Below are 22,333 nucleotides of genomic sequence, written 5' to 3' on the forward strand. Positions count from 1 at the left end.
GCAACACCTTTTCGAGGCGGACGCGGAGGTGCGTTCGCGGCGGTGCGGCAGGCGGGGCGAGGAGGCGGAAGGAGACGGGTGCCGTCGGTGTTGTGCCGGGTGTCACCCGTTGCGGCGGAGGCGATCGCTCAGAGCGAACACCTGGTGGGGAACATTCGGGGGCTCAGGTGCATTGAGTCGGCATAGCTCAACTTGACTGCCGAAGGGGAGATCATGGCTTCGACGTCCACCACGCTCACTCTGCCTGTGCTGCCGCTCGACGACGAGGTCGTGCTGCCCGGAATGGTGGTGCCGCTGGATCTGAACGACGCCGACGTGCGGGCCGCGGTGGAGGCCGCCCAGGCCGCCGCGCGCTCGGAGCCCGGCAAGCCCAGGGTGCTGCTCGTGCCACGGATCGACGGGGCGTACGCGGGCACCGGTGTGCTCGGCACCGTCGAGCAGGTGGGCCGGCTGGCCGACGGCGACCCGGGCGCGCTGATCCGCGGCCGCGGCCGCGTGCGCATCGGCGCCGGCACCACCGGACCGGGCGCGGCCCTGTGGGTCGAGGCGACGCGCATCGACGAGAGCGTGCCCGAGCCGCTGCCCGGCCACGTCACCGAACTGGTCAAGGAGTACAAGGCGCTCGCCACCGCCTGGCTGCGCAAGCGCGGCGCCTGGCAGGTCGTGGACCGGGTGCAGGCCATCGACGACGTCTCCGCGCTCGCCGACAACTCCGGCTACTCGCCGTTCCTGACCACCGAGCAGAAGGTGGAGCTGCTGGAGACCACCGATCCGGTGGCCCGCCTGAAGCTCGCCACCCAGCAGCTGCGCGACCACCTCGCCGAGCAGGACGTGGCCGAGACGATCGCGAAGGACGTCCAGGAGGGCGTCGACAAGCAGCAGCGCGAGTTCCTGCTGCGCCGCCAGCTGGAGGCCGTGCGCAAGGAGCTGCGGGAGCTGAACGGCGAGAAGGAGGGCGAGGAGTCCGACGACTACCGCGCCCGGGTCGAGGCCGCCGACCTCCCCGAGAAGGTCCGCGAGGCGGCCCTGAAGGAGGTCGACAAGCTGGAGCGGTCCAGCGACCAGTCGCCCGAGGGCTCCTGGATCCGCACCTGGCTCGACACCGTCCTCGAACTCCCCTGGAACGAGCGGACCGAGGACGCCTACGACATCCAGGGTGCCAAGGCGGTCCTGGACGCCGAGCACGCCGGTCTGGACGACGTGAAGGAGCGGATCACCGAGTACCTGGCGGTACGCAAGCGCCGTACGGACCGAGGTCTGGGTGTCATCGGCGGCCGGCGCGGCGGCGCCGTGCTCGCCCTGGTGGGGCCGCCCGGTGTCGGAAAGACCAGCCTGGGTGAATCGGTCGCCCACGCCATGGGCCGCAAGTTCGTCCGGGTCGCCCTCGGCGGCGTCCGCGACGAGGCCGAGATCCGCGGCCACCGGCGTACGTACGTCGGCGCGCTGCCCGGCCGGATCGTGCGGGCGGTCAAGGAGGCCGGGTCCATGAACCCGGTGGTCCTGCTGGACGAGATCGACAAGGTGGGCTCCGACTTCCGCGGCGACCCGGCCGCGGCCCTGCTCGAAGTCCTCGACCCGGCCCAGAACCACACCTTCCGCGACCACTACCTGGAGGTCGAACTCGACCTGTCCGACGTGGTGTTCCTGGCCACCGCCAACGTGCTCGAAGCCATCCCGGAGGCGCTGCTCGACCGGATGGAGCTGGTCCGCCTGGACGGCTACACCGAGGACGAGAAGGTCGTCATCGCCCGGGACCACCTGCTGCCGCGCCAGCTGGAGCGGGCCGGACTCGGCGCCGACGAGGTGACCCTGGACGAGAGCGCGCTGCGCAAGCTCGCCGGCGAGTACACCCGCGAGGCGGGCGTACGCACCCTGGAGCGCTCCCTGGCCCGGCTGCTGCGCAAGGTCGCGGCCCAGCACGAACTGGGCGAGCGGGAGCTGCCGCTCACCGTCACGGACGGCGACCTGCGCGCGCTGATCGGCAGGCCGCACCATGTGCCCGAGTCCGCCCAGGACCCGGCCGAGCGCCGCACGGCCGTCCCCGGTGTCGCCACCGGGCTCGCGGTCACCGGCGCGGGCGGCGACGTCCTGTTCGTCGAGGCGTCGCTGGCCGACCCGGAGACGGGCGCGGCGGGCCTGACCCTCACCGGTCAGCTGGGCGACGTGATGAAGGAGTCGGCGCAGATCGCGCTGAGCTTCCTGCGCTCGCACGGCGCCGAGCTGGAACTGCCGGTCGCCGACCTGAAGGACCGGGGCGTGCACATCCACTTCCCGGCGGGCGCGGTCCCCAAGGACGGCCCGAGCGCCGGCATCACGATGACGACGGCCCTGGCGTCGCTGCTGTCCGGCCGGCTGGTCCGTACGGACGTGGCGATGACCGGCGAGGTCTCGCTGACCGGGCGGGTGCTGCCGATCGGCGGGGTGAAGCAGAAGCTGCTCGCCGCGCACCGGGCGGGGGTCACCACGGTGATCATCCCCAAGCGCAACGAGCCCGACCTGGACGACGTCCCGGCGGAGGTGCTGGACCGGCTCGACGTCCACGCCGTCACCGACGTCCGCCAGGTCCTGGAACTGGCGCTGGCGCCGGCCGTGAACAGCGTGTCGCCGGAGGTGCCGGTGGCGGCGTGAGACCGGTGCCGGTCGGCGGGCACCGGACGGGGAGGGCCCGGGTCACCGTGAGGGAGACCCGGGCCTTCGCCCTGTGCGGGTGCGGGGGCGGACGTGGGCGCCCGGCGCGGGTCAGCCGTTGGCGAGCGCGACCACCCGGTCCAGGGCCCCGTTGAACTTGTCGTGGTCGCCGACGGTCGGGCCGGACGACGTGTACTGCCACATCGTGTAGTAGGGCCAGCCGGACGGCAGTGTCCCGGCCTCCGAGGCGTACCGGGCGATCCACAGCGGGTTGGCCGAGGCGAAGCCGCCGTAGTCGCCGGTGCACTGGGTCCACCAGCTGGTGGCCGTGTAGATCACGGCGTCCCGGCCGGTGCGGGCCCTGTAGGTGTTCAGGAAGTCCGCGATCCAGCTCACCATCGCGCCGGTCGTCCTGCCGTAGCAGGCGGCGCCGTAGGGGTTCCACTCGATGTCGAGGACGCCCGGCAGCGTCCTGCCGTCCTTGGACCAGCCGCCGCCGTGGTCGACGAAGTAGTTGGCCTGGGTGGCGCCGCTGGTGGTGTCGGGGGTGGCGAAGTGGTACGCGCCGCGGATCATGCCGACGTTGTAGGAGCCGTTGTACTGCTGGGCGAAGTACGGGTTCGTGTAGTACGTGCCTTCCGTGGCCTTGGTGTACGCCCACTTGACCCCGCTGTTCCACAGGGTCGACCAGGCGACGTTGCCCTGGTGGCCGGAGACGTCCACGCCCTCCGTCTGGGTGGCGACGCCGGGCGCGGGGGAGCCGTCCGAGCCGTCGTGGGCGAGGACGCCGACACCCATGCGGGCGGAGCCGCGGGCCGGGACGTCGGCCGCGTGGGCGGGGACGGTGGGGGCGAGGGCGGCGAGCAGGAGCGCGACGGCGGCGGTGGCGGCGCGCGGGGGGATGGAGCCGGGTCTGTGCACGGGCATGACGTGCCTCCGAGGCTTGATGGTGCGGGGGAGGGGTCGGATCACCCACAGTTGTGGCGTGGGCATGCCATGCGTTGCCTGACGAAGACGCTACGCACGTAGAAGAGGTACTGGGAAGGGGGTCCGGATGACGCCGTTGGTCTACGCCTGCGAAATACTGACGGAGCTGCGGCGATGGCGGATTCTGGCGATAACTTTCAGGATCGGGAAACCGGATCAGGGGTGCTGACGTGCACGAGCGCGGAAACGGCAACGCGCGTCGAGATGACGCGCAGACGTCGCAAATTGGTGTGGACCAGGAGTTCCTGTCCCTGGAGCGCGAGTTGACGGTGCTGTTGCGGCGTGCCAGGGCCAGCCAGGGCGAGATGGCCCGCGAGGTCCACCCGGACCTCGAACCCGCCGCCTACGGACTCCTCGTACGGCTGGAGGAGTGCGGACGGCTGCGTGCCACGGAGCTCGCCGGCTACATCGGCGTCGGCAAGGCCACCATGTCCCGGCAGCTGCGCGCCCTGGAGGAGCTCGGACTGGTCGCCCGCCAGCCCGACCCGGCGGACGGCCGTGCCTGGCTGGTGGACCTCACCCCGGAGGGGCGCAGCAGCGTCGGCAAGGTGCGCGAGGCCCGCCGGGCGCGGTACGTGAACCAGCTCGCGCACTGGGACCGCGGCGAGGTCGCCGAACTGGCCCGACTGCTCCAGCAGCTCAACCGGGGCATGGAGCGCTGACGGCCACCTCGCCCCGGGGCCCGGGCGCCCGCCCCGCGCTGCGTCCCACGCCCTAGAACTCCACGTACACGACCGTCGCGTCGTCGTGCGTCTTGCCGCGGCCCAGGAACCGGCGGTCGCTGTCCGCGCTCTCCAGCGTCCGCACCCGGTCCACCAGGGCCCCCGGCCCCTCCTTCCGTACGAGGGTGAGGCAGTCCGTCCAGTCGCCCTCCCGGAACTTCTCCACCCAGCGCGTCGCGCCGTCCGTCAGCGCGGCCAGCGCGCGGACCTCGGCGCGCGGCACGGTGCCGGTCACGGCGCGGTCGGCCACGGACGGATCGGCCGCCGCGGTGAAGAAGCCGCCCTGCTTGTTGCGGACGGTCGCGTCCACCACGGCGTCGGTGGCGAGCGAGGCGCGCGGCAGCCGGGCGATGCGGTCGTCCAGGACCGGGGTGACCGTCCCGTCCGGGGACCGGAGCAGCAGCGCCGAGTCGGAGAGCACCAGGTACGCGACCGTCTCCGGCGACCAGCGGGCGAGGACCACGGTTGCCTGTGGCGTACGCGGGTGAGAAAGGTCACAGGTGCCCGCGTGGGCCGAGGCGGTACGCGCGATGGCGCGGGCGAGAATCCCGGTCAGCGGGACATCGGTGAGGGAAATGATCATTTCGGTCAGGGCGCCCCCGAGACGTGCCGTGTACCAGGGGACCGAATGCAGACAGCCCGTCGCGCTCCGTGGTGGTGTCACGCCGTCCAGGACGACGAGTGCGCCACCTTGCCCGGTTGCGGGTAGTCCGACGCTTGCGAAGTCCTCGTTGGGGCGGTCGTGTTGACCAGGCTCCGAGACAAGTTCCGTACGCATTCAGCCAGTCTGCACCACCTCTTCACAACTTGCGCGAAAGGGTGGCATCGGCCGCCGGATCGGCGTACCGGCGCAGGTCAGCCGCCTGATTTGCGGCGGAATAGAATATTCCGGGAAGGTGCGGCGGCGAATACTGCCAAAGCCCGCCGCCCACGTCCAACCGACCCACCGCGCACGGCTGTCGCGGGTGCCGGGGGAACTTGCCCACCAACTCCCCTCCGATGTTCACTCCTTCGGGTGGCGGGTCAGGTGATGCCGGACCGCTGCCCACCGGCACTGGGAGGGTCGGGAGCCGATTGAGGGGTGCCCCCCTGCTCGGGTGAAGCCGAGAATGCGGGGGAGGTTGTACGAGCCGATTGACGGAACGTCATCCGGACCCATGGGTAAACGAGTCAGGAATGCGAGCACCGGTGCAGAAGACGCGGCCTCGGCGCGCAGACAAGAAGTCGGCCTCCGAAGGGGGCGCGCAGAGCTCCTCCGTCGGCAAGGGCCGTCCCACCCACGTACGTAACCGGCTGATCGTCGCGGTGGCCGTCGTGGCCGCGGCCATAGCCGCGGCCGGAGCCCCCTCGGTGCTGGCCGCCTCGGGCCGGCTCAAGGACTCCCAGGATCTGGTGACACTGGCCGGCCAGACCCAGGACGCGCTGGTGCTGGCCCACTCGCTCGCCGACGAACGGGACGAGATCACCTCCTACGTCGCGGCCGGCCGGCCCAAGTCCAAGGCGCCCGCCGAGGACCGCAGCGCCCGGGTCGACCGCCTGCTGGAGGAACTGCGCGCCGATCCGGACGTGCCCGCCTCGCTGCGCGCCGACCTCGACGATGTCGCGGCCGTACGCAGAGCGGCGCTCACCGGCAAGAGCAGTGCTCTCGAAACGCACGGTGCGTACTCCGCGGCCATCACCGAACTCCACCGTCTCGCCGAGCGCCTCGCCGACCGGATGCCCACCCGCGCGGGCGCCGGCGCCCACGCCCTCGCCGAGCTCGACTCCGCCGTCCAGCAGGCCGCGGCGGCCCGCGGGCTGCTCCTGGCCGCGCTGAACGTGCCGACCGACACCGAGTCGGTCTACAACCCCGCCACCGGCCTGACGGAGACGGTCCCGGTCTCCTCCGGCGCCGACACCAAGCAGCGCGACGCCCTCGCCGCCGCGGCCCAGCAGGCCAGGGTGCGCTCCGACGCGGCCCTCGCCGACTTCCACGAGACCGCGCCGAAGGCCACCGTCGACACCTACGACTCGACGGTCACCGGCCCCGAGGTCGACAGCGCCGACAAGTACCTCGCCCGCCTCACCGACCAGCCGGAGCTGTCCGACGGCGAGCTCGCCACCAGCGTCAAGAAGCTCGACGCGGCGCTCACCGCCCGGGTCGAGCTGATGCGCGGCGCGGAGTCCTCGCTCTACGACCACCGCACCAAGGACCTGGGCCTGCTGCGCGACGACGACGTCACCGCGCTGGAGATCCGCGTCGCCGCGCTCGGCGTGCTGATGCTGGTCGCCGTCGGCATCGCCACCGGCATGGCGCGTTCCCTGACCAGGCCGCTGTCCGCGCTGCGCCGCGGCTCGGCCCGGCTGGCGGAGGCGGCGGACCCCGCCGCCGAGGAACCCGTCAAGTTCATCGGACGCAACGACGAGTTCGCCCAGGTCGTGCGGTCCGTCAACGCCCTGCACGCGCACGCGGTCGCCCTCCAGGAGCGCATCACCACCCTGGAGACCGACCGCAAGCACCTCGTCGGCCAGCGCCAGAAGATGGCCGACGCCCGTGAGGAACTGCGCTCCGAGCTCACCGGCTCCGCCGCCCAGCTGGAGCGGCTGCGCACCAGCATCGGCGGCTCCTTCGTCAACCTCGCGCTGCGCACCCTCGGTCTCGTCGAGCGGCAGCTCGCCGTGATCGAGGGCCTGGAGGAGCGCGAGCAGGACCCGGACCGGCTGGCCACCCTCTTCAAGCTCGACCACTTCGCCACGGTCATGCGCCGGCACAGCGAGAACCTCCTGGTGCTGGCCGGCACCGAACACGTCCAGCAGCACGCCGGGGCCGTCCCGCTCGTCGACGTCGTACGGGCGGCCGTCAGCGAGATCGAACGCTACGAGCGCGTCCGCATCGCCGCGGTGCCGCCGCACGCGCACGTCGCCGGCTTCGCGGCCGACGACCTCTCGCACCTGCTGGCCGAACTCATGGAGAACGCCACCTCGTTCTCCCCGCCGGACGTGCCCGTGGAGGTCTCCGCCTGGCTCCTGGAGAACGGCGAGGTCATGCTCTCCGTCCAGGACGAGGGCATCGGCACCACCGAGGAGCGGCTGACCCGCCTCAACGCCCGGCTCGCCGACTTCGACCCGGCGTCCCCCTACGACCAGGAGGGCGAGGACGGTCTCGGGCTCGGCCTGTACGTCGTGGCCCGGCTGGCCCACCGGCACAACGTGCGCGTGCAGCTGCGGGAGCAGAAGCAGGGCGGCATCGCGGCCGTGGTGGCCCTCCCGCAGAACCTGTTCGCCGCGGCGCCGTCGGCCGCCGTCCCGTCGGCCAGGTCGTCGGCCGGCGGTGCCCAGGGCTACACGCTGCCGGGCGCCGCCGCGGAGGCCAACTCCAACGTCCTGCACGGCCGTTCGGGGGGCCGTGACCCGCTGGTGACCCTGGCGGAGCAGGCGGTACGCGCCTCCACGGACGACGAGACGGACGTACCGCGGACGGACGTACCGCAGGCCGGTGCGCCGCAGGCGGAAGTGCCGCCGATGCACGTACCCGACACGGACGTACCGCAGACGGACGCGCCGACGACGGACGCACCCGGCACGGACGTACCGGAGGCCGCCGCACCGGAGGCCGACGCGCCGCCCGCCCCGGCGGAGGAGTCCGCGCAGGCCTCCGCGCAGGCGCGACCCGGCACGCCCGCCGAGTCCCTCGCCGAGACCACGATGGAGCTGTTCATCCCGGCTCCCGCGGCCGAGCCGGAGCCGGCACCGGTACCCGAGCGGCCCGCGTCCGCCGCGTCCGCCGTCCCGGCCGCATCCGCCGCGGTCCCGGCCGCCGACCCCTACGCCATCGGCCCCGACAGCCACCAGCGCACCCCGGACGAGACCGAGGAGCCCGTCACCAGCAAAGGGCTGCCCAAGCGCACCCCGAAGGTCACCGCGCCCGCCTCGGAACCGAGGCAGCGCAGCGGATCCGTCGACGCCGAGGCGCTGCGTCGCCGCCTCGGCGGCTTCCGCCGGGGGGCGGAGGCCGGTCACCGTGAGGTGGCGGCGGAGATCGCGGAGCAGACGGGCCGCAACGAGGTCCCGGCCACAGCGACCGCACGACCAGCGACACCTGCAACACCAGCGACACCAGCAACACCCGCACGGAACGCAGTGGGCGATGACGCCACGGGGGGCACAGTCGAGGAGGCAAGCAGTTGACCGCGTCCAGTACCTTCGGCCTGAGCAGTGAGGCCCGGAACCTGCACTGGCTGCTGACGAACCTCGTGGAGGAGGTGCCAGGCATCCTGTCGGTCGCGGTGGTCTCCTCCGACGGCCTGCTGCTGCTGTCCTCCGACCCCGGCCGCAACGCCGAGGCCCGCGAGACCTTCGACGACAAGCCCAAGGGGCCACGCGGCTCCTCCGCCGACCTCGCCACCATCGTCTCCGGCATCGGCAGCCTCACCGTCGGCGCCGCCAAGCTGATGGACTTCGGCCCGGTCAAGCACTCCATGGTCGCCATGGAGGAGGGCAGCCTGTTCGTGATGTCGATCAGCGACGGGTCGCTGCTCGGCGTCCACGGAGCCGCGGAGTGCGACATGAGCGTGGTGGCCTACCACATGGCGCTCTTCGTCGGCCGGGCCGGGCACGTCCTGACCCCCGAACTCCGCAGCGAGTTGCGGAAATCCCTGGAAGGCGAGCCGACGGGAAGTGTCCGATGAGCACCGCGCCGCGTAACTCCAGGCCGCATCTCCCGGTCCGCGGCGGCGACCGCAAGGTCGCCCGCGTACGCCCCTACTCGCTGACCGGTGGCCGTACCCGCTTCGGCCATGTCCTCCTCGTCGAGACGTTCGTGGCGAGCACCGCCGCGATCGAGGCTCCGCAGGAGCGCAAGGAACTGACGAGCGGCACCCCGCACGCGCTGAGCCTCGGGGCAGGGCCGCTCAGTGCCCGGGTCATGCCGGAGATGCTGGCCATCGTCGAACTGTGCCGCCGGATGCGCACGGTCGCCGAGATCGCCGCACTGCTGAGCATGCCGCTCGGTGTGGTCCGGGTCCTGCTGAGCGACCTCGCGGACCAGGGAAAGATCCGTGTGTACGGAACCGGAACCGGTCACGGCGTCGGCCGGCCTGACCGCGCTCTGCTGGAAAGGGTGCTGAGTGGACTCCGTCGTCTCTGACGCCGCCGCCTCTGGCGTCACCTCGTTCGTCGAGCCCGACGGACCGTCACAACCCTGGCAGACGGACCGGACCCGCGCCCCGATCGCGACGAAGATCGTGATCGCGGGCGGCTTCGGGGTCGGCAAGACCACGCTGGTCACCGCCGTCTCGGAGATCACGCCCCTCCAGACGGAGGCGCTGATGACCGAGGCGAGCGAGGAGACCGACGACCTCACCGGCACGCCCGGCAAACTCACCACCACCGTGGCGATGGACTTCGGCCGCATCACGCTCGACGACGACCTGGTGCTCTACCTGTTCGGCACGCCGGGCCAGCAGCGGTTCTGGTTCATGTGGGACGACCTGGTGCGGGGCGCGATCGGCGCGGTCGTCCTGGCCGACACCCGGCGCCTGAAGGACTGCTTCCCGGCGCTGGACTACTTCGAGAGCTGCGGGCTGCCGTACGTCGTCGCGGTCAACCACTTCGACGACACGGAGAGCTTTGAACCGGAGGACGTCCGCGAGGCGTTGACGATCGCCGAGCACATCCCCGTGCTGATCATGGACGCGCGCGGGCGGGTGTCGGTGATCGAGACCCTGCTGGCGCTGGTGGGCCACGCACTCACCGAAACCCCCGAGTAGCCCCGAGCACCCCGAGCGGTCCGGACAGTCCCGGGCAGTCTCCGAGCAGCCACCGAGCAGTTCTTCGCGGCCCGACGGCCGGCCCCCGGCGGTCCCGCCGTCCGGCCGCCGTGCGCAGTATCGAACGGCACCGACCGGTTCCGTGCGTCCCGAGTCCTGAGCAGTCGTGATAGAGGAGCCACCACTCGCATGCGGAAGATACTCGTCGTCGGAGCCGGCCAGTCCGGTCTCCAGCTCGCCCTCGGACTCCAGTCGCACGGGTACGAGGTCACCCTGATGTCCAACCGGACCGCGGACGAGATCCGTTCCGGCCGGGTCATGTCCACCCAGTGCATGTTCCACACGGCACTGCAGCACGAACGCGATCTCCAGCTGAACTTCTGGGAGTCGCAGGCGCCGAAGATCGAGGGCCTCGGCGTCTCGGTCGCGGCCCCCGGCTCGTTCGACCCGGGCCCCTCGCAGCGGGCGATCGACTGGGTGGGCAAGCTGGACGGCTACGCCCAGTCGGTCGACCAGCGGGTGAAGATGGCGGGCTGGATGGAGACGTTCGTCCAGCGCGGCGGCCAGCTGGTCATCCACGGCGTGGCGGTCGGCGACCTCGACTACTTCTCCCGCGCCTACGACCTCGTCCTCGTCTCGGCGGGCAAGGGCGAACTGGTGTCGATGTTCGGCCGGGACGCCTCCCGCTCCCCCTACAGCACGCCGCAGCGCGCCCTCGCCGTGTCGTACGTCCACGGTCTGGGCCCGCGTCCGGAGCACCCGGAGTTCGACGCGGTCCGCTGCAACCTGGTCCCCGGCGTCGGCGAGCTGTTCGTCATGCCGACGCTGACCACCTCCGGTCGCGCGGACATCCTGTTCTGGGAGGGCGTCCCCGGCGGCCCGCTCGACGCCTTCGCGGGCGTCAAGGACCCGGCCGAGCACCTCGCCCTGACCCTGGCGCTGATGGAGAAGTTCACGCCCTGGGAGTACGCGCGGGCCACCGAGGTCGAGCTCACCGACGCGGGCGGCACGCTCGCCGGCCGGTACGCCCCGACCGTCCGCAACCCCATCGGCCGTCTCCCCGGCGGCGGCCTGGTCCTGGGCGTCGCCGACGTGGTCGTCGCCAACGACCCGATCACCGGCCAGGGTTCCAACTCGGCGTCCAAGTGCGCGGCCGCGTACCTCGCCGCGATCCTCGAACACGAGGACAAGCCGTTCGACGAGATGTGGATGCAGTCGGCCTTCGACCGCTACTGGAACACCGCCCAGCACGTCACCAAGTGGACCAACGCGATGCTCGCCCCGCCGCCGGAGCACATCCTCAACCTCATCGGCGCCGCCGGCCAGCTCCAGCCGGTCGCCGACCGCTTCGCCAACGCCTTCGACAACCCGGCCGACTTCGAGAACTTCTTCTACGACCCGGAGAAGACGGGCGCCTACCTGGCCTCGGTCGCCGGGGCCTGATGGCCCTCTGACCTGCGGTCCGGCTGTCGGCGCCTGTCGTTGTTTGTCGTCGCCGGTTCCTCTCGGACGGCCCACAGACGGCCCCAGGGATATCCCTGGGGCCGTCTCTGGGGTTGGTGTTCCCAGGGCTTCCCGCTGGACCGGGCACGGGCGTGTTGGCCGACGAAGTGCGAGTGTGCCTCTCTGCGCCCTCACTGGCCTCCACCACGCTGCCAGCTCGTTGATCAGGGCAAGCGATGACGGTCGGTATGTGCTGCCGAGCCGCCACCTGGATTCTTTGGCAGCGGTTACTGGGCTGACCTGCGGCGAAGGAGCATTAGAGCCCTGATCACGCCATGGTCGATCTCGCTGTGCCCCGGGGTTTACCGCAGGATCTGGCACACCAAAGCTCAAACTGGAACATAACTTGATCAAGGGGGTACAGAGATGCTGGTAGCCCGAAGTCTGGCCAAAGCTAGGGTAAGTGGAAAAAATTCACTCCGGCCTCTTACGGGCCTTTCGGGGAGTGCCCTACGGTTATGTCATGATTCAGCGCTTCGGCGAAGTCTTCGGCACAGTCGAATGCCCATCATGTGGGGGAACCCGCCGCGGTGAGATCGACGAGCTCAATGAGCGAATACTTGGTGTGTCAAGGTATGGCAGCAGGCCAGACCCTACGCGTTTGATCAAGGTGGCTTCTGCCCTGGTGAAGCTTGGGCCGCGTTCTGAGGGGCGGACATTTTGCTTCCGGTGCGGCCACTGTCACGGTGTCTTCACCTATCACTCTGTTAACGCCACGCACGGTTCGGAATATCACGTCTGGCTGCTGCACTTCACCCCACATTTTGGGGCGGAGCTGCCCTGCCCGGACTGCGGGCGGACAGTTGTCATCGTCTGAGACGCAAAGCTGGTGAGGAGCCGGAGGGTCAAGATCGACCTGGCACGGGTGCCGGCCGGGCCAGAGTGGAGTTGAGGCAGGAACGCAGGCCCGACCCGGCACCCGTGCTGGGCTCGGGGAGTGGGCCGCCCCCGCGACGTGGGGTGCACCACGAGAAGAGCAAGAAGGAGCGGCCTACGGCCGCGCGACTCTTGGCAGCTCGCTACGCTCGCGCGACGACCCGCCGACGGGGTGAAGGCCGTGGACGCCCCTCTGGGGGGCTCGGGCCCCCTTGTGTGGGGTGGAAGATGCATAGGGGCGCGAACGGCCGCCCCTGGCCCCGCGGTTGCATCGACAGCGGCAGTTTTCGCCCGCCCTACGCGCGCGTAGGGATCCCTCCCCGGAAACCGTGGCAACCTGGAAACCCGCAGGTCAGAGGTGGTTGCAGGGGGTCAACGGCTGTTGTCGACGCAACCGGCGGCATCAACCGCCGTAAATCGGGCGCGTGATGACCCGACATGGCCCCCCGCATAGGCAAGAGGAGCACGTCGGCGCCCCGCGCTGCTCCTCTTGTCCTGTGCGCGCGAGGACGGCAATCCAGGGGGTGGCGATGCCCCCGCTTGGAATGCCATCGTGAGGGCCTTCCAAGGGGCAGACGGTAGGCCTGCGCGAGCGTCGCCCGGCCTCTTCCGCGCTGCGCGGCCGCCAAGGCTCTTCAGGAGGGGGCGGCCGTGCGCACCGCGATCCTTCCCCTCTGAAGAGCCGTCCTTCTTCTCTTACTGGAGAGTTGAGGGAAAAGCGTCCGCAGCGTCCGCCGGGCATCACGCACCCCACCTGAACTGCACTGTTCCTGCGGACGCTAAACATTTTGTTTAGCGTCCGCTAGCGTCCGCAGCGTCCGGGCACCCTCCGCTACTAAGAGCGTCTTTCCGCAGGTCAGGACAGCTCTTAGCGAGAGGAGGTTGCGGACGCTGCGGACACGGACCGCTCCGGAACGACGAAGAGACCACCCATCACAGGGGGTGGTCTCTTCGTCGTTCCGCTACTGGCTCACCGTAAGGGCGCGATGGTGGGGAGCTCCTGGATGCTGCCGCGCGCGAGCGGAGCGAGCTGCCAAGGGTCGTGCGGCCGTGGCCGCCCCTAACAGATCACTGCGGAAGAAAGCCAGGAACCGACTGCCCTAGATCCCTCAGATGTGCAAGGTAGTTCTGCGCGGCAGGCTCCGCCGTGTAACGCTGCCTCATCTCTGCCGCCAGTTCGCGGCTCGTCATGATGAGCGACGGCACCGATCGGCGCTCCCCGTCGAGGGCCCGCTCCCCCATGATGAGCGCTTGTTCGAGGTCGCCTTCCCGCGCGGCCGTCACGCCCAAGGTGACGCGCGCTTCCGCGTTTCGCATGGGCGAGCGCTCCGTGCCGTCGAAGTCCGTGCCTGCGCGCAGGACCTCCTCAGCGAGCGTGCGAGCCAACTTCTCCTCGCCCACCAGGCGGTAGCAGTCCATTGCATAGAAGTCGAACTTTGCCGGGTCCACCACAAAGTGGTTGTCCAGGTTCTCAGGGTGCGGCATACCTTCGAGCAGGTTGCGGCCCCGATCGAGCGCGACTTCAACCCGTCGACGGTCTCCAAGTCGGGCCCACGCCTTGGCTTCCTGTCCGGCAAGCTGAACCGCTACGCCCTGGTGGGCGGCAACCTCGGTTCCGGCCTGCGCTGCTGCGATAACCCCTCGATAGTCGCCAGTCGTGAGGGCGAACCACGCTCGCATTTCGTGAGCCCAACCAGCGACTTCGGCGTGCTCAGACTCGGTGGCTAAAGAGAGCGCGGCCCGACGCGTCGACTCGGCAGCGTGCCGGTCGCCCATGTCGTACTCCACACACCCGACAAGGAGAGCGAGCCATCCGGAGAGCGCCAGCACTTCGCGGTGTTGAGAGAGAGTCAGGCTCTTCGAGTGCAGTTCCACGACCCGAAGGCGTGGTCGCGGCAGGCGTTCAGCTCATGGGCGCTGTGCCTGGACAACGTTTCCACCATCCCGCCGTGGCTGTCGGACACCCTGTGCAAGGCCGTGACCGGTGACGGCGTGGTCGACCGTGCCCTGTACACCGACGACGACGTGGTGGTCCTCACCTTCAAGCGGGTGCTCGCCATGACCACGATCGACGCGGGAGCTCTCGCGGGGGACCTGGCCGAACGCGTGCTCATGCTCGACTTGCAGCTCATCGGCGACACCCGACGCCGGTCCGAGGAGGAGTTGGACGCCACCTTCGACGTGGTCCGCCCAGCCGTGCTCGGGGCCCTGTTCGACGTGCTGGCGTGCGCGCTCGCGGTACTGCCGTCCATCCGGCTGGAGTCCATGCCGCGCATGGCCGACTTCGCCCGCGTGCTCGCGGCCGTCGACCAGACCCAGGGCTGGAACACCCTCGGCGACTACCTGGCCACGTCCGCGAACGTCGCCACGGACGCGATGGAAGGCGACCCGTTCGCCATGGCCATCGCCCACCTGGTCGACCAGGCCGGGACATGGACGGGCACGGCCGCCCAGTTGCTCGAAGCCCTGCCCGTCCCGCTGGTGAGACCGAAGAACTGGCCTGTGGACGCCACCCGTGCAGGCGGGCGCGTCAAGCGGCTCGCTCCGCTGCTGCGGTCCATCGGGATCGCTGTGGATGACACGCAGCGTAGCTCTGACCGGATGCGGAAAAAGCTCCTCACTCTCTCCCGCGCACCCGACGACGAAGAGTCAGCGTCCGCACCCGAGCAGGCCTCTCTCTGGCGAGAGACCGGCCCGCCTCGGGAGCGCGAGGCATGGCCTGAACAGGGATGACGTAGCCGGAAAGCCATCCGGGCCGGGCCGCACGCCAGCGGCCCGGACACGTCGAACCTGCGGACGCTACGGCCGTCCAGCGTCCACAGCGTCCGCACCGCTCACGCTCTATGACCTGCAAAACGCGGCCGTGCGGACGCTAGGACGCTGTGGACGCTGAAATACACCAACTCTCTAGGCCCGCGACCGGCACCACTCCACGCACCGACCCTGCGGACACGAGGAGTCACCAAAGCCATGGCCACCGAAGAGCCGACCGACCCGCGCGCCACCCTGCGCGGCGGCCTCCCGGACCGCTACCTCACTCCCGAAGACCTGGTCACGATGTTCAGCCTCCCGAGCGTCGAAACCGTCTACCAGTGGCGCCGCAAGCGCATCGGACCGCCCGGCTTCCGCGTCGACCGCTACCTTCGCTTCAACCCCGCCGCTGTCCGCGCGTGGGAGACCGAACGGACCGGCCTCGGAGACCCTGCCTGACCCCCCGGACCGGCAGGGAGGCACCACCCGCCGGCCAAGGGAGGCAGGGAGAACTCCCTACCCCCCTCCCTGCCCGCATCCCTCTGCCTGATCAGCGCAAATGGCCTCTCAGGGAGGCAGGGAGGCACGCCCCGAGCACCCCGGAAAACCCCCTCCAGAGGCCACCCGAGACCCCCTGCCACAGCCTCCCTGAACCTCGCCGGAGCCCTGCTAGCGGTAGCACCCGCACCCGCTACCGGTAGCAACCCCGTTAGCAGCCCAAACCTCCAGTGATCAGGCCCCTAGCAAGTAGCGGGCCCGACCCAGCACACCCCGAAACCGGCCGGACGGACCCGACCAGGCTCCGCCGCGCCCTGCTACCGAGAAGGGATCAGCCCACATGGCTCGCCACATTCAAGACCGATGGTTCAAGTCCGAGACTGACGCCGACGGCAAGACCATCCGAGTCAAGACCGACCGCCACGGGACCGGCCTGCGCTACCGGGCCCGCTACATCGGCCCCGACGGCACTGAGAAGTCCAAGAGCTTCCGCGACGGACAGAAGCGCCTGGCGGAGAGATGGCTTACGAACATCGAGGCCGACATGAACAGCGGTGACTACGTGGACCTCCAGAGGGCCAGGATCACGTTTCAGCAGTACACCGAGAAGTGGCTCAAGACGCTCACGAGTGAGCCGAGCACCATCGAGTCCATGAACTCTCAACTCGGGCTGCATGCTTACCCGTACATCGGGACCCGCCCGCTCGGTTCGTTCAGGCCGGAGCACATCCGTGAATGGGTGGCAGCGCTCGAAGAGAACGGCGTGCCCGGCTCGTACGGGAGGGCCATTTACGCGAACGTGCGGGCTGCGCTGAGCGCGGCCGTGGACGACGGCTACCTGAGTCGCCACCCTTGTGCGCCTCGCTCCGTCAAGCCGCCGGCGCTTGCTCCCAAGCGCGTGGAGCCGTGGTCTGCTGGGCGGGTATTTGCCGTGCAGGCTGCCATGCCGGAGAGGTACCGAGCGATGGTCGACCTGGGCGCAGGCTGCGGCTTACGGCAAGGGGAGATCCTGGGCGTTGCCGTGGATGCCATCGACTTCGACTCCGACACCCTCCACGTGGTGCAGCAGCTCAAACTCAGTCGAAGCAAGCCTGTGCTCGCGCCTCCCAAGGGGGGCAAGACGCGAGACGTGCCGCTTCCCGGTCCCGTGGCCGACGCGCTCAGGGCTCACATGACGCAGTTCCCGCCGGTTGAGATCACGCTGCCCTGGCGGACACCGGACGGCCCAAAGGTAACCAGGCAGCTCATCTTCATGGCGCCTGGCGGTAATCACGTCTGGCGCACTGTGCTGAACGAGGAGGCGTGGAAGCCCGCTCTCGTTGCCGCCGCAGTACTTCCTGAACCGAAGACGAAGGAGGGCGGCTATGCAGCCGCGCGCGAGCACGGAATGCACGCGCTGAGACACATCTACGCTTCGGCACTTCTGGACGGTGGAGAGAACATCAAGGCCGTTGCTCAGTACCTCGGGCACAGCAACGCAGCGTTGACGCTAAGGATTTATGCCCACCTCATGCCTAGCAGTCGGGAGCGGACACGCACGGCGATTGCGAACGTTTACGAAAGGACTTGATGAGTGGTGTGGCATGCCGAGATGGAGGCGCGTCCGGGGCGCGCCTCCATCTCGGTGTCCAGCCAGCGTCAGCGAATGATTCCTTGGGTGACATGGCGCGTTCCGCTGCACAAGCCGTTGTCGTTCCAGATGTGAATGGCGTCGACGTCGTTAGCCCAAGTTCCCTTGCCGCTCAGAGCGTAGTCTCCAAGGTTGACCTGGGTGTTTGCTGGGATGCAGAGAAATCGACTCTTGGGGCTGCGCGTGTCAATCAACCAGACCGAGTCGTCGTTGCGAGTGTTGACGACGGAATCTGCCCGGTCTTTCCGGTTGCTCGGAAGGCTTTGGGCATAGGTGTCCTTGTACTGGACCAATTTGGTGCCGTTGTAGTAGGCCCCGTTGTACAGGCAGACGTACGGGTACGCGCAGTCGCGGTAGGGCGATGCCTGCGCGGGTGCCGCGAGCGTTGTCATCGCTGCGGCCGTAGTGGCCAGAAGAGCAAAAACATTCGCCAGTCTTTTCCGCATAGCCGTTGTTCTCCCGTTCCGTCTGGAGTTCTTCAGACTTCCCGGTGAGGTCTGCTGGCGTCCAGGGCTGCCCTGACGGCGCTCGATGCATCTATGAGGAGCCTGCCAGCCGTTCACTCCCTGGCCGTCGCCGGGACCTGACTCGCGCGCCCTGTTACTTGGATCAGGCCCGTGCTACGGGCGCGGCGGTGACTGCTATGACGGCCCAGAGACGGCCCAAGAGTGCCTGCCGAGTGTTCCTTTGAGGCAAAGTCGCTGGTAGGCGGAGCGGAGGGATGCCAAGGTGCTTCTCCGACCCGGAGAAGACGGGCGCCTACCTGGCCTCGGTCGCCGGGGCCTGACCGGCGGACGCGCCGGTCCCGGGTCCCCGACGCGCTGTCGGGGACCCGCCCCTCGGCCCCGCCCGCCTACCGGACGGACGGCTGTGGCGCGGTCGGCTGTGGTGCCGACGGTTGCGGGGCGGTCGGCTCTGGTGCGGTCGGCTGTGATGCCGACGGCTGCGGGGCCGTCGCCGGGGCGTATCCGGTGTCCGTGCCGCCGAGGGCGTGGGCGGGGAACTCCGGCGGCGTGTAGCGCGGCAGCGGCCGGCCCGCGGGATCGGGCCGTACGGCGCCCAGCACCGGGTTGGCGGCCAGCGGGGAGACCTTCACCCGCGCGCCGGGACGGGGCGCCTGGACCACCATGCCGTGGCCCAGATACATCGCCACATGGGTCGCCTCGGGGAAGTAGACCACGAGGTCGCCGGGGCGCAGCTCGGTGAGCGGGATCCGGGGCAGCCGCGCCCACTGCTCCTGGCTGGTCCGCGGAATCACCGTCCCGGCGTCCTGCCAGGCCCGCGAGGTCAGCCCGGAGCAGTCGTACGACCTCGGGCCCTCCGCCCCCCACTCGTACGGCTTCCCGAGCTGTCGCACGGCATAGCGGACCGCCTCCTCGCCCTCCTGCGTCGGCGTCCGCTCGACGCCGGTGCCGAGCGCGCCCGAGGTGACCAGCTCGTCCTGCGCCTTCGCGATCCCGGCCTGCTCGAACTCGGCCAGCGCGGCGAGCTGTTCGGCGCTGAGCGAGGCGATCATCTTCTCGACGGCGGCGAGCCGCCTGTGCACGTCGTCGCGGTCCTTCCTGCGCCGCTCGGTGAGGGCGCGCTGGGTGTCGAAGGCGGAACGGGCCTTGCGGGCCAGCTCACGGCTTCTGCGCTCGTTCCCGGTCAGCCGCCCCACCGTCTCGGTCCGCTCGCGGGCCAGCCGCCCGATCACATGGCCCTCGTCGAGCGCGTGCTGCGGGTCGCGGGCGAGCAGCAGGCGCAGGTACGGGGAGATGTCGGTGCTGCCCTGGTACTGCTGACGGGCCAGCCGTGCCGCCTCGCTCCTGCTCTCGTCCAGCGACAGCCGCGCCCGGTCCAGCTCGGCGTCCAGCCGGCCGGCCCGGGTGCGCTGCTTCGTCAGCTGCTCCTCGGTGGCGTTGTAGGTCTCGGTGGCCTTCTCCGTCGCCTGGTAGAGCCGCTGAAGGTCCGTCAGCAGCTCGGCCACGGAACGCCTCCCGGGATCCGGGGCGGCGACCGCGGCTTGGGGTACGAGGGCGAGCTGGGCGGCGGCCGCCGCCGTACAGGCCAGACGCAGAAACCTTCCTGACACCTCATCACCTCCGACGCGGAGCGGGCGGCCGGTCCGTCCACCTCCGTACCGTGATGATCAGATGACTTGGCGTGGTTTGGCTGCCAGGTGTGCGCGGACCGGCGCAACGAGGTCACCCGTACGGGTCGCCCGGCTTGCCGTCCGGCGTGGCGTGTGGATCGGCCGTCGGCGGGGCGTACGGGTCGGGGTCCTGCTAGGCGTCCGGGTCGGTGTCCGGCCGGGTGTTCGGGTCGGTGTCCGGCTTGGACCAGGGCCACTTCGGCCGGCCGCTCTTCTTCCCCTCCGGGTCGAACGTGTACTTCCACCCCTGGTGCAGCCCGAGCAGCTTGCCCTGCCCCCGGGGCGCGCGCCGGTACACCAGGACGGTGGGCGCGCCGCCGGCCGCGTCCGGCACGGGGATGCGGTACGTCTTCGGCGGGTGCCCGGTGGGTCCGAGCAGCACGGGCAGGACGCGCCCGTCCATGGGGCCGCCCTCGAAGGGGGTGTCTTGGCTCTTCACGGCACCAGTGTCAGTCATCCGCCCCGAGGACGGCGCGCACGAGCGCCTCGGTCTGCGGGTCCCGCCGGGCGGTGACCGCCAGGACGGCGACGAACTGCTCCACGAGCCAGTCCCGCAGCTCGTCGACGGGCGGCTCCTTGTTCTCGTCGAGCCAGATGAGCGAGGCCGCCTCCACCGCGGTGATCCACATCCGGACGGTCATCCGCAGCCGGGGTCCGGGGTCGCCGACGCCGAGGTGGCTGAGGATGTGCTCGGCGGCGGCCCGGCGCACCCCGTCCACGATGGCGGTGGTCCGGGACGTCTCCACCACGCTCCCGCCCTGGAGCAGCGCGCTGAACCCGGCGTCGTGCTGGTCGACGAAGGCGAGGTAGCGGTCCAGGGCGCGGGACAGCCGGGGCAGCAGCGGACCCTGCCGGGGCTCGTCGAAGCAGAGCCGGAGCTCGTCGGCGGCGGACCTGAGGGCGGCCTCGTAGAGCTGCTGCTTGCCGCCCGGGAAGTACCGGTACACCAGCGGGCGCGAGACCCCCGCCGCCTCCGCGACGTCGTCCAGCGACACCTCCTCCGGCGCCCGGTGCGCGAAGAGGGACAGCGCGGAGTCGAGGAGCTGACTGCGACGCTCCTCGACGCTCAGGCGGCGGTAGGCGGGGGTGGGCGCTGAGGGGGTCATGACCGGCAGGGTAATCGCTGCCCGGCGCGGCCACCGGCCCCCGGCCCGGCCGTCCGTTACGCCAGCAGCCCCGAGGACTTCCACAGCCGGCGTCCCACGCCCCGCAGCACCCCGATGTCGTCGAGGAAGTCCGTCAGCCGCTTCGCCCCCGTCTGCATGATCTCCCGCCGGTGCCCGCTGGCCTTCACCTGCGCGATCGCCTCCCGCTTGTCGAGCCCCACATTCGTGTAGACCTCGGGGTTGACGAAGGCGACCGAGAACACCCGGGCGAACTCGCCGGAGGTGACCCGGGTGAACTCCTGGGACCACCTCGGCGCGGTCACCATCTGCCGGCGCAGCTCCTCGCGGGCGTACCGCACGTGCCGTGCCTCCTCCACCACATGGATCCGCGTCACGCCCCGGACGAGCGGCTGCACCCGCTCGTCGGGGAAGGTCAGCCGCTGCATCCAGTCGAGGACCTCCTCGCCGAGCAGTGTCGCCGTGAACGATCCGGGCGTGGTGGAGATCGTCTTGAACACCCGTCCGAGCTGCTGGTGCCCCCGGCTGACCGGGTACCAGGGTGTGTCGCCCCGCTCGATCAGCCGCGCGAACATCTTCGAGTGGCGGCACTCGTCCTCGATCTCGGTCAGCGCGTACCGCACGTGCGCGCTCGTCGCCGCCTTGTCGTAGATGTGCCGGACCAGCAGCTGCATGAGGATGATCTCGAACCAGATGCCGAGGGAGGCGAGCGCGGCCGCCTCGTGCCGGGACAGCAGGATCCGCTGCTCCTCGCTCATCCGCTGCCACATCGGCGTGCCGTACAGGCTCAGCAGCTCCGGCGGCCAGAACCACTTGCCGTCCTCGAAGGGCGCGTCCCAGTCCAGTTCCCGGTCCGGGTCGAAGGAGTGCTTGGCGGACGACGCGAGCAGGCGCTCGGCCACCTGCTCGCGGTCCTTGAGGAGCCCGAGCGCATCACGCAGTCCGTCGAGCGCGTCGGCTTCCGTCAGGGTCGTCATGGCTGTTCCACCTCGTTACCGGGGTCACGTCTACCGAACTTATGAGACTGCTTGTCAGCAAGGCCGTCAATCCCTTGCGCAGCACTTGTTGACCCGGTGTCTACGTGCGGACCCGCGAGGTGCGCCGCCTACCGGGCTATACCGGGCTATACCGGGCAGTCCAGGCCCTCCGGGGCCGCCCGCTCCTCCGGCTCCGGCAGCGGTGCCGCCGTCCGCGGCGGGAACGTCGTCCGCAGGGTGAACGCGTACGGCGTCTCCCCGTGCGTCCGCAGGTGCCGCAGCCGGTCCTCCGCCTCCGCGACGGTCGGCCGGTGGCCCGCCGGGACCCACCACAGGGTCGTCATGGCCTCCTGGACCCGCTCGAACCACTCGCGGCGCCTGGCCAGCAGCTCCCGGTGCCGCCCCTGGTACATGAAGGCGGTCAGCGCGTCGGTGTCGCGCCACACGGACATGTTGACGATCAGCCAGGCGTCCCCGAAGACGGGGATGTCCGTCGCGTCCCCCGACTCGCTCGCCAGTCGCCAGACGAACCCGCCGGCGGCTTCGGCGGTGGCGTTCACCGGATCGAGGGCGTCGACGAAGTCCTTCAACTCGGGTGAGTCCAGCGGGAATTTGAGGCGGGCGATGTTGACCTGGGCGAGTTCGTACACGGTGTGTTCCGTGGCTTCAGTCATGAGCGAAAGGTAGGACGGCCCTGTCCGCGCCGGTACCCCCCGTCTCACCCACCGAACACCGCCCACCCACCGAACACCGCCC

Annotated in this window: 19 protein-coding genes; 10 read left to right on the forward strand and 9 right to left on the reverse strand. The window is 70.3% G+C overall.

Annotated elements, in window-relative coordinates; translation table 11 throughout:
• Window positions 1–213 precede the first annotated feature (213 nt).
• Window positions 214–2,628, forward strand: a complete 2,415-nt coding sequence (gene lon, locus ACZ60B_RS05645) for an endopeptidase La (RefSeq protein WP_469384418.1) — start codon at window positions 214–216, stop codon at window positions 2,626–2,628.
• Window positions 2,629–2,739: 111 nt separating this feature from the next.
• Here the strand turns inward: lon and ACZ60B_RS05650 are convergent, their stop codons facing one another.
• Window positions 2,740–3,555: a lysozyme gene (locus ACZ60B_RS05650; RefSeq protein WP_469384420.1), complete on the reverse strand. Its 816-nt coding sequence runs from the start codon at window positions 3,553–3,555 to the stop codon at window positions 2,740–2,742.
• Window positions 3,556–3,785: 230 nt separating this feature from the next.
• Between ACZ60B_RS05650 and ACZ60B_RS05655 the strand changes: the two genes are divergently transcribed.
• Complete coding sequence (locus tag ACZ60B_RS05655; RefSeq protein ID WP_469384422.1) at window positions 3,786–4,277, forward strand: MarR family winged helix-turn-helix transcriptional regulator; 492 nt, start codon at window positions 3,786–3,788, stop codon at window positions 4,275–4,277.
• Between the two features lie 52 nt (window positions 4,278–4,329).
• Here ACZ60B_RS05655 and ACZ60B_RS05660 read toward each other — a convergent pair whose 3' ends face one another.
• Window positions 4,330–5,115 carry a protein phosphatase 2C domain-containing protein gene (locus tag ACZ60B_RS05660; RefSeq protein WP_469384424.1) on the reverse strand — a complete coding sequence of 262 codons (786 nt, stop codon included), beginning with the start codon at window positions 5,113–5,115 and terminating at the stop codon, window positions 4,330–4,332.
• A gap of 410 nt (window positions 5,116–5,525) precedes the next feature.
• On the opposite strand from ACZ60B_RS05660, the gene ACZ60B_RS05665 reads away from it, so the two are divergent.
• The 5 genes from ACZ60B_RS05665 to ACZ60B_RS05685 all read left to right on the forward strand — a co-directional run bounded on the left by ACZ60B_RS05665 (window position 5,526) and on the right by ACZ60B_RS05685 (window position 11,527).
• Window positions 5,526–8,504, forward strand: coding sequence for a sensor histidine kinase (locus ACZ60B_RS05665; RefSeq protein WP_469384425.1), 2,979 nt, complete (start codon window positions 5,526–5,528; stop codon window positions 8,502–8,504).
• Window positions 8,501–9,004, forward strand: coding sequence for a roadblock/LC7 domain-containing protein (locus ACZ60B_RS05670; RefSeq protein WP_469384440.1), 504 nt, complete (start codon window positions 8,501–8,503; stop codon window positions 9,002–9,004). The genes ACZ60B_RS05665 and ACZ60B_RS05670 overlap by 4 nt, the downstream gene beginning before the upstream one ends.
• Window positions 9,001–9,462, forward strand: coding sequence for a DUF742 domain-containing protein (locus ACZ60B_RS05675; RefSeq protein WP_152893806.1), 462 nt, complete (start codon window positions 9,001–9,003; stop codon window positions 9,460–9,462). Before ACZ60B_RS05670 ends, ACZ60B_RS05675 begins: the two co-directional genes overlap by 4 nt.
• Window positions 9,443–10,084, forward strand: coding sequence for a GTP-binding protein (locus ACZ60B_RS05680; RefSeq protein ID WP_469384450.1), 642 nt, complete (start codon window positions 9,443–9,445; stop codon window positions 10,082–10,084). The genes ACZ60B_RS05675 and ACZ60B_RS05680 overlap by 20 nt, the downstream gene beginning before the upstream one ends.
• A 189-nt stretch (window positions 10,085–10,273) precedes the next feature.
• Window positions 10,274–11,527 carry a styrene monooxygenase/indole monooxygenase family protein gene (locus ACZ60B_RS05685; protein WP_469384452.1) on the forward strand — a complete coding sequence of 418 codons (1,254 nt, stop codon included), beginning with the start codon at window positions 10,274–10,276 and terminating at the stop codon, window positions 11,525–11,527.
• A gap of 2,004 nt (window positions 11,528–13,531) precedes the next feature.
• Here the strand turns inward: ACZ60B_RS05685 and ACZ60B_RS05690 are convergent.
• Window positions 13,532–14,338: a hypothetical protein gene (locus tag ACZ60B_RS05690; protein ID WP_469384454.1), complete on the reverse strand. Its 807-nt coding sequence runs from the start codon at window positions 14,336–14,338 to the stop codon at window positions 13,532–13,534.
• Here ACZ60B_RS05690 and ACZ60B_RS05695 point away from each other — a divergent pair.
• From ACZ60B_RS05695 to ACZ60B_RS05705, 3 genes are all read left to right on the forward strand, one after another.
• Window positions 14,327–15,196, forward strand: a complete 870-nt coding sequence (locus ACZ60B_RS05695) for a hypothetical protein (protein ID WP_469384455.1) — start codon at window positions 14,327–14,329, stop codon at window positions 15,194–15,196. The two genes, ACZ60B_RS05690 and ACZ60B_RS05695, sit on opposite strands and share 12 nt — an antisense overlap.
• A 237-nt stretch (window positions 15,197–15,433) precedes the next feature.
• Window positions 15,434–15,673: a helix-turn-helix domain-containing protein gene (locus ACZ60B_RS05700; protein WP_469384456.1), complete on the forward strand. Its 240-nt coding sequence runs from the start codon at window positions 15,434–15,436 to the stop codon at window positions 15,671–15,673.
• A gap of 379 nt (window positions 15,674–16,052) precedes the next feature.
• Complete coding sequence (locus ACZ60B_RS05705; RefSeq protein ID WP_469384458.1) at window positions 16,053–17,282, forward strand: tyrosine-type recombinase/integrase; 1,230 nt, start codon at window positions 16,053–16,055, stop codon at window positions 17,280–17,282.
• Window positions 17,283–17,350: 68 nt separating this feature from the next.
• Here ACZ60B_RS05705 and ACZ60B_RS05710 read toward each other — a convergent pair whose 3' ends face one another.
• The 6 genes from ACZ60B_RS05710 to ACZ60B_RS05735 form a co-directional block, all read right to left on the reverse strand.
• Window positions 17,351–17,788, reverse strand: coding sequence for a peptidase inhibitor family I36 protein (locus tag ACZ60B_RS05710; protein WP_469384459.1), 438 nt, complete (start codon window positions 17,786–17,788; stop codon window positions 17,351–17,353).
• A gap of 407 nt (window positions 17,789–18,195) precedes the next feature.
• A complete protein-coding gene (locus ACZ60B_RS05715) occupies window positions 18,196–19,416 on the reverse strand; it encodes a C40 family peptidase (RefSeq protein WP_469384461.1) in 1,221 nt (406 codons plus the stop codon).
• Window positions 19,417–19,609: 193 nt separating this feature from the next.
• The gene (locus ACZ60B_RS05720) at window positions 19,610–19,933 is read right to left on the reverse strand and encodes a hypothetical protein (protein ID WP_469384462.1); all 324 of its coding nucleotides are present in this window, start codon (window positions 19,931–19,933) and stop codon (window positions 19,610–19,612) included.
• Window positions 19,926–20,582: a TetR/AcrR family transcriptional regulator gene (locus tag ACZ60B_RS05725; RefSeq protein ID WP_450667967.1), complete on the reverse strand. Its 657-nt coding sequence runs from the start codon at window positions 20,580–20,582 to the stop codon at window positions 19,926–19,928. Before ACZ60B_RS05725 ends, ACZ60B_RS05720 begins: the two co-directional genes overlap by 8 nt.
• Before the next feature lie 56 nt (window positions 20,583–20,638).
• Window positions 20,639–21,577, reverse strand: a complete 939-nt coding sequence (locus ACZ60B_RS05730; protein ID WP_469384463.1) for an AurF N-oxygenase family protein — start codon at window positions 21,575–21,577, stop codon at window positions 20,639–20,641.
• Between the two features lie 146 nt (window positions 21,578–21,723).
• The gene (locus ACZ60B_RS05735; protein ID WP_469384464.1) at window positions 21,724–22,251 is read right to left on the reverse strand and encodes a DUF3291 domain-containing protein; all 528 of its coding nucleotides are present in this window, start codon (window positions 22,249–22,251) and stop codon (window positions 21,724–21,726) included.
• Window positions 22,252–22,333 lie beyond the last annotated feature (82 nt).

The sequence above is a fragment of the Streptomyces sp. NPDC104096 genome, assembly GCF_055584385.1.

Coding starts and splice junctions, on each gene's coding strand:
- ACZ60B_RS05710 (WP_469384459.1), bottom strand. CDS start 17,788: ATGCGGAAAAGACTGGCGAATGTTTTTGCTCTTCTGGCCACTACGGCC.
- ACZ60B_RS05705 (WP_469384458.1), top strand. CDS start 16,053: ATGGCTCGCCACATTCAAGACCGATGGTTCAAGTCCGAGACTGACGCC.
- ACZ60B_RS05685 (WP_469384452.1), top strand. CDS start 10,274: ATGCGGAAGATACTCGTCGTCGGAGCCGGCCAGTCCGGTCTCCAGCTC.
- ACZ60B_RS05660 (WP_469384424.1), bottom strand. CDS start 5,115: ATGCGTACGGAACTTGTCTCGGAGCCTGGTCAACACGACCGCCCCAAC.
- ACZ60B_RS05720 (WP_469384462.1), bottom strand. CDS start 19,933: ATGACTGACACTGGTGCCGTGAAGAGCCAAGACACCCCCTTCGAGGGC.
- ACZ60B_RS05735 (WP_469384464.1), bottom strand. CDS start 22,251: ATGACTGAAGCCACGGAACACACCGTGTACGAACTCGCCCAGGTCAAC.
- ACZ60B_RS05650 (WP_469384420.1), bottom strand. CDS start 3,555: ATGCCCGTGCACAGACCCGGCTCCATCCCCCCGCGCGCCGCCACCGCC.
- ACZ60B_RS05730 (WP_469384463.1), bottom strand. CDS start 21,577: ATGACGACCCTGACGGAAGCCGACGCGCTCGACGGACTGCGTGATGCG.
- lon (WP_469384418.1), top strand. CDS start 214: ATGGCTTCGACGTCCACCACGCTCACTCTGCCTGTGCTGCCGCTCGAC.
- ACZ60B_RS05725 (WP_450667967.1), bottom strand. CDS start 20,582: ATGACCCCCTCAGCGCCCACCCCCGCCTACCGCCGCCTGAGCGTCGAG.
- ACZ60B_RS05675 (WP_152893806.1), top strand. CDS start 9,001: ATGAGCACCGCGCCGCGTAACTCCAGGCCGCATCTCCCGGTCCGCGGC.
- ACZ60B_RS05700 (WP_469384456.1), top strand. CDS start 15,434: ATGGCCACCGAAGAGCCGACCGACCCGCGCGCCACCCTGCGCGGCGGC.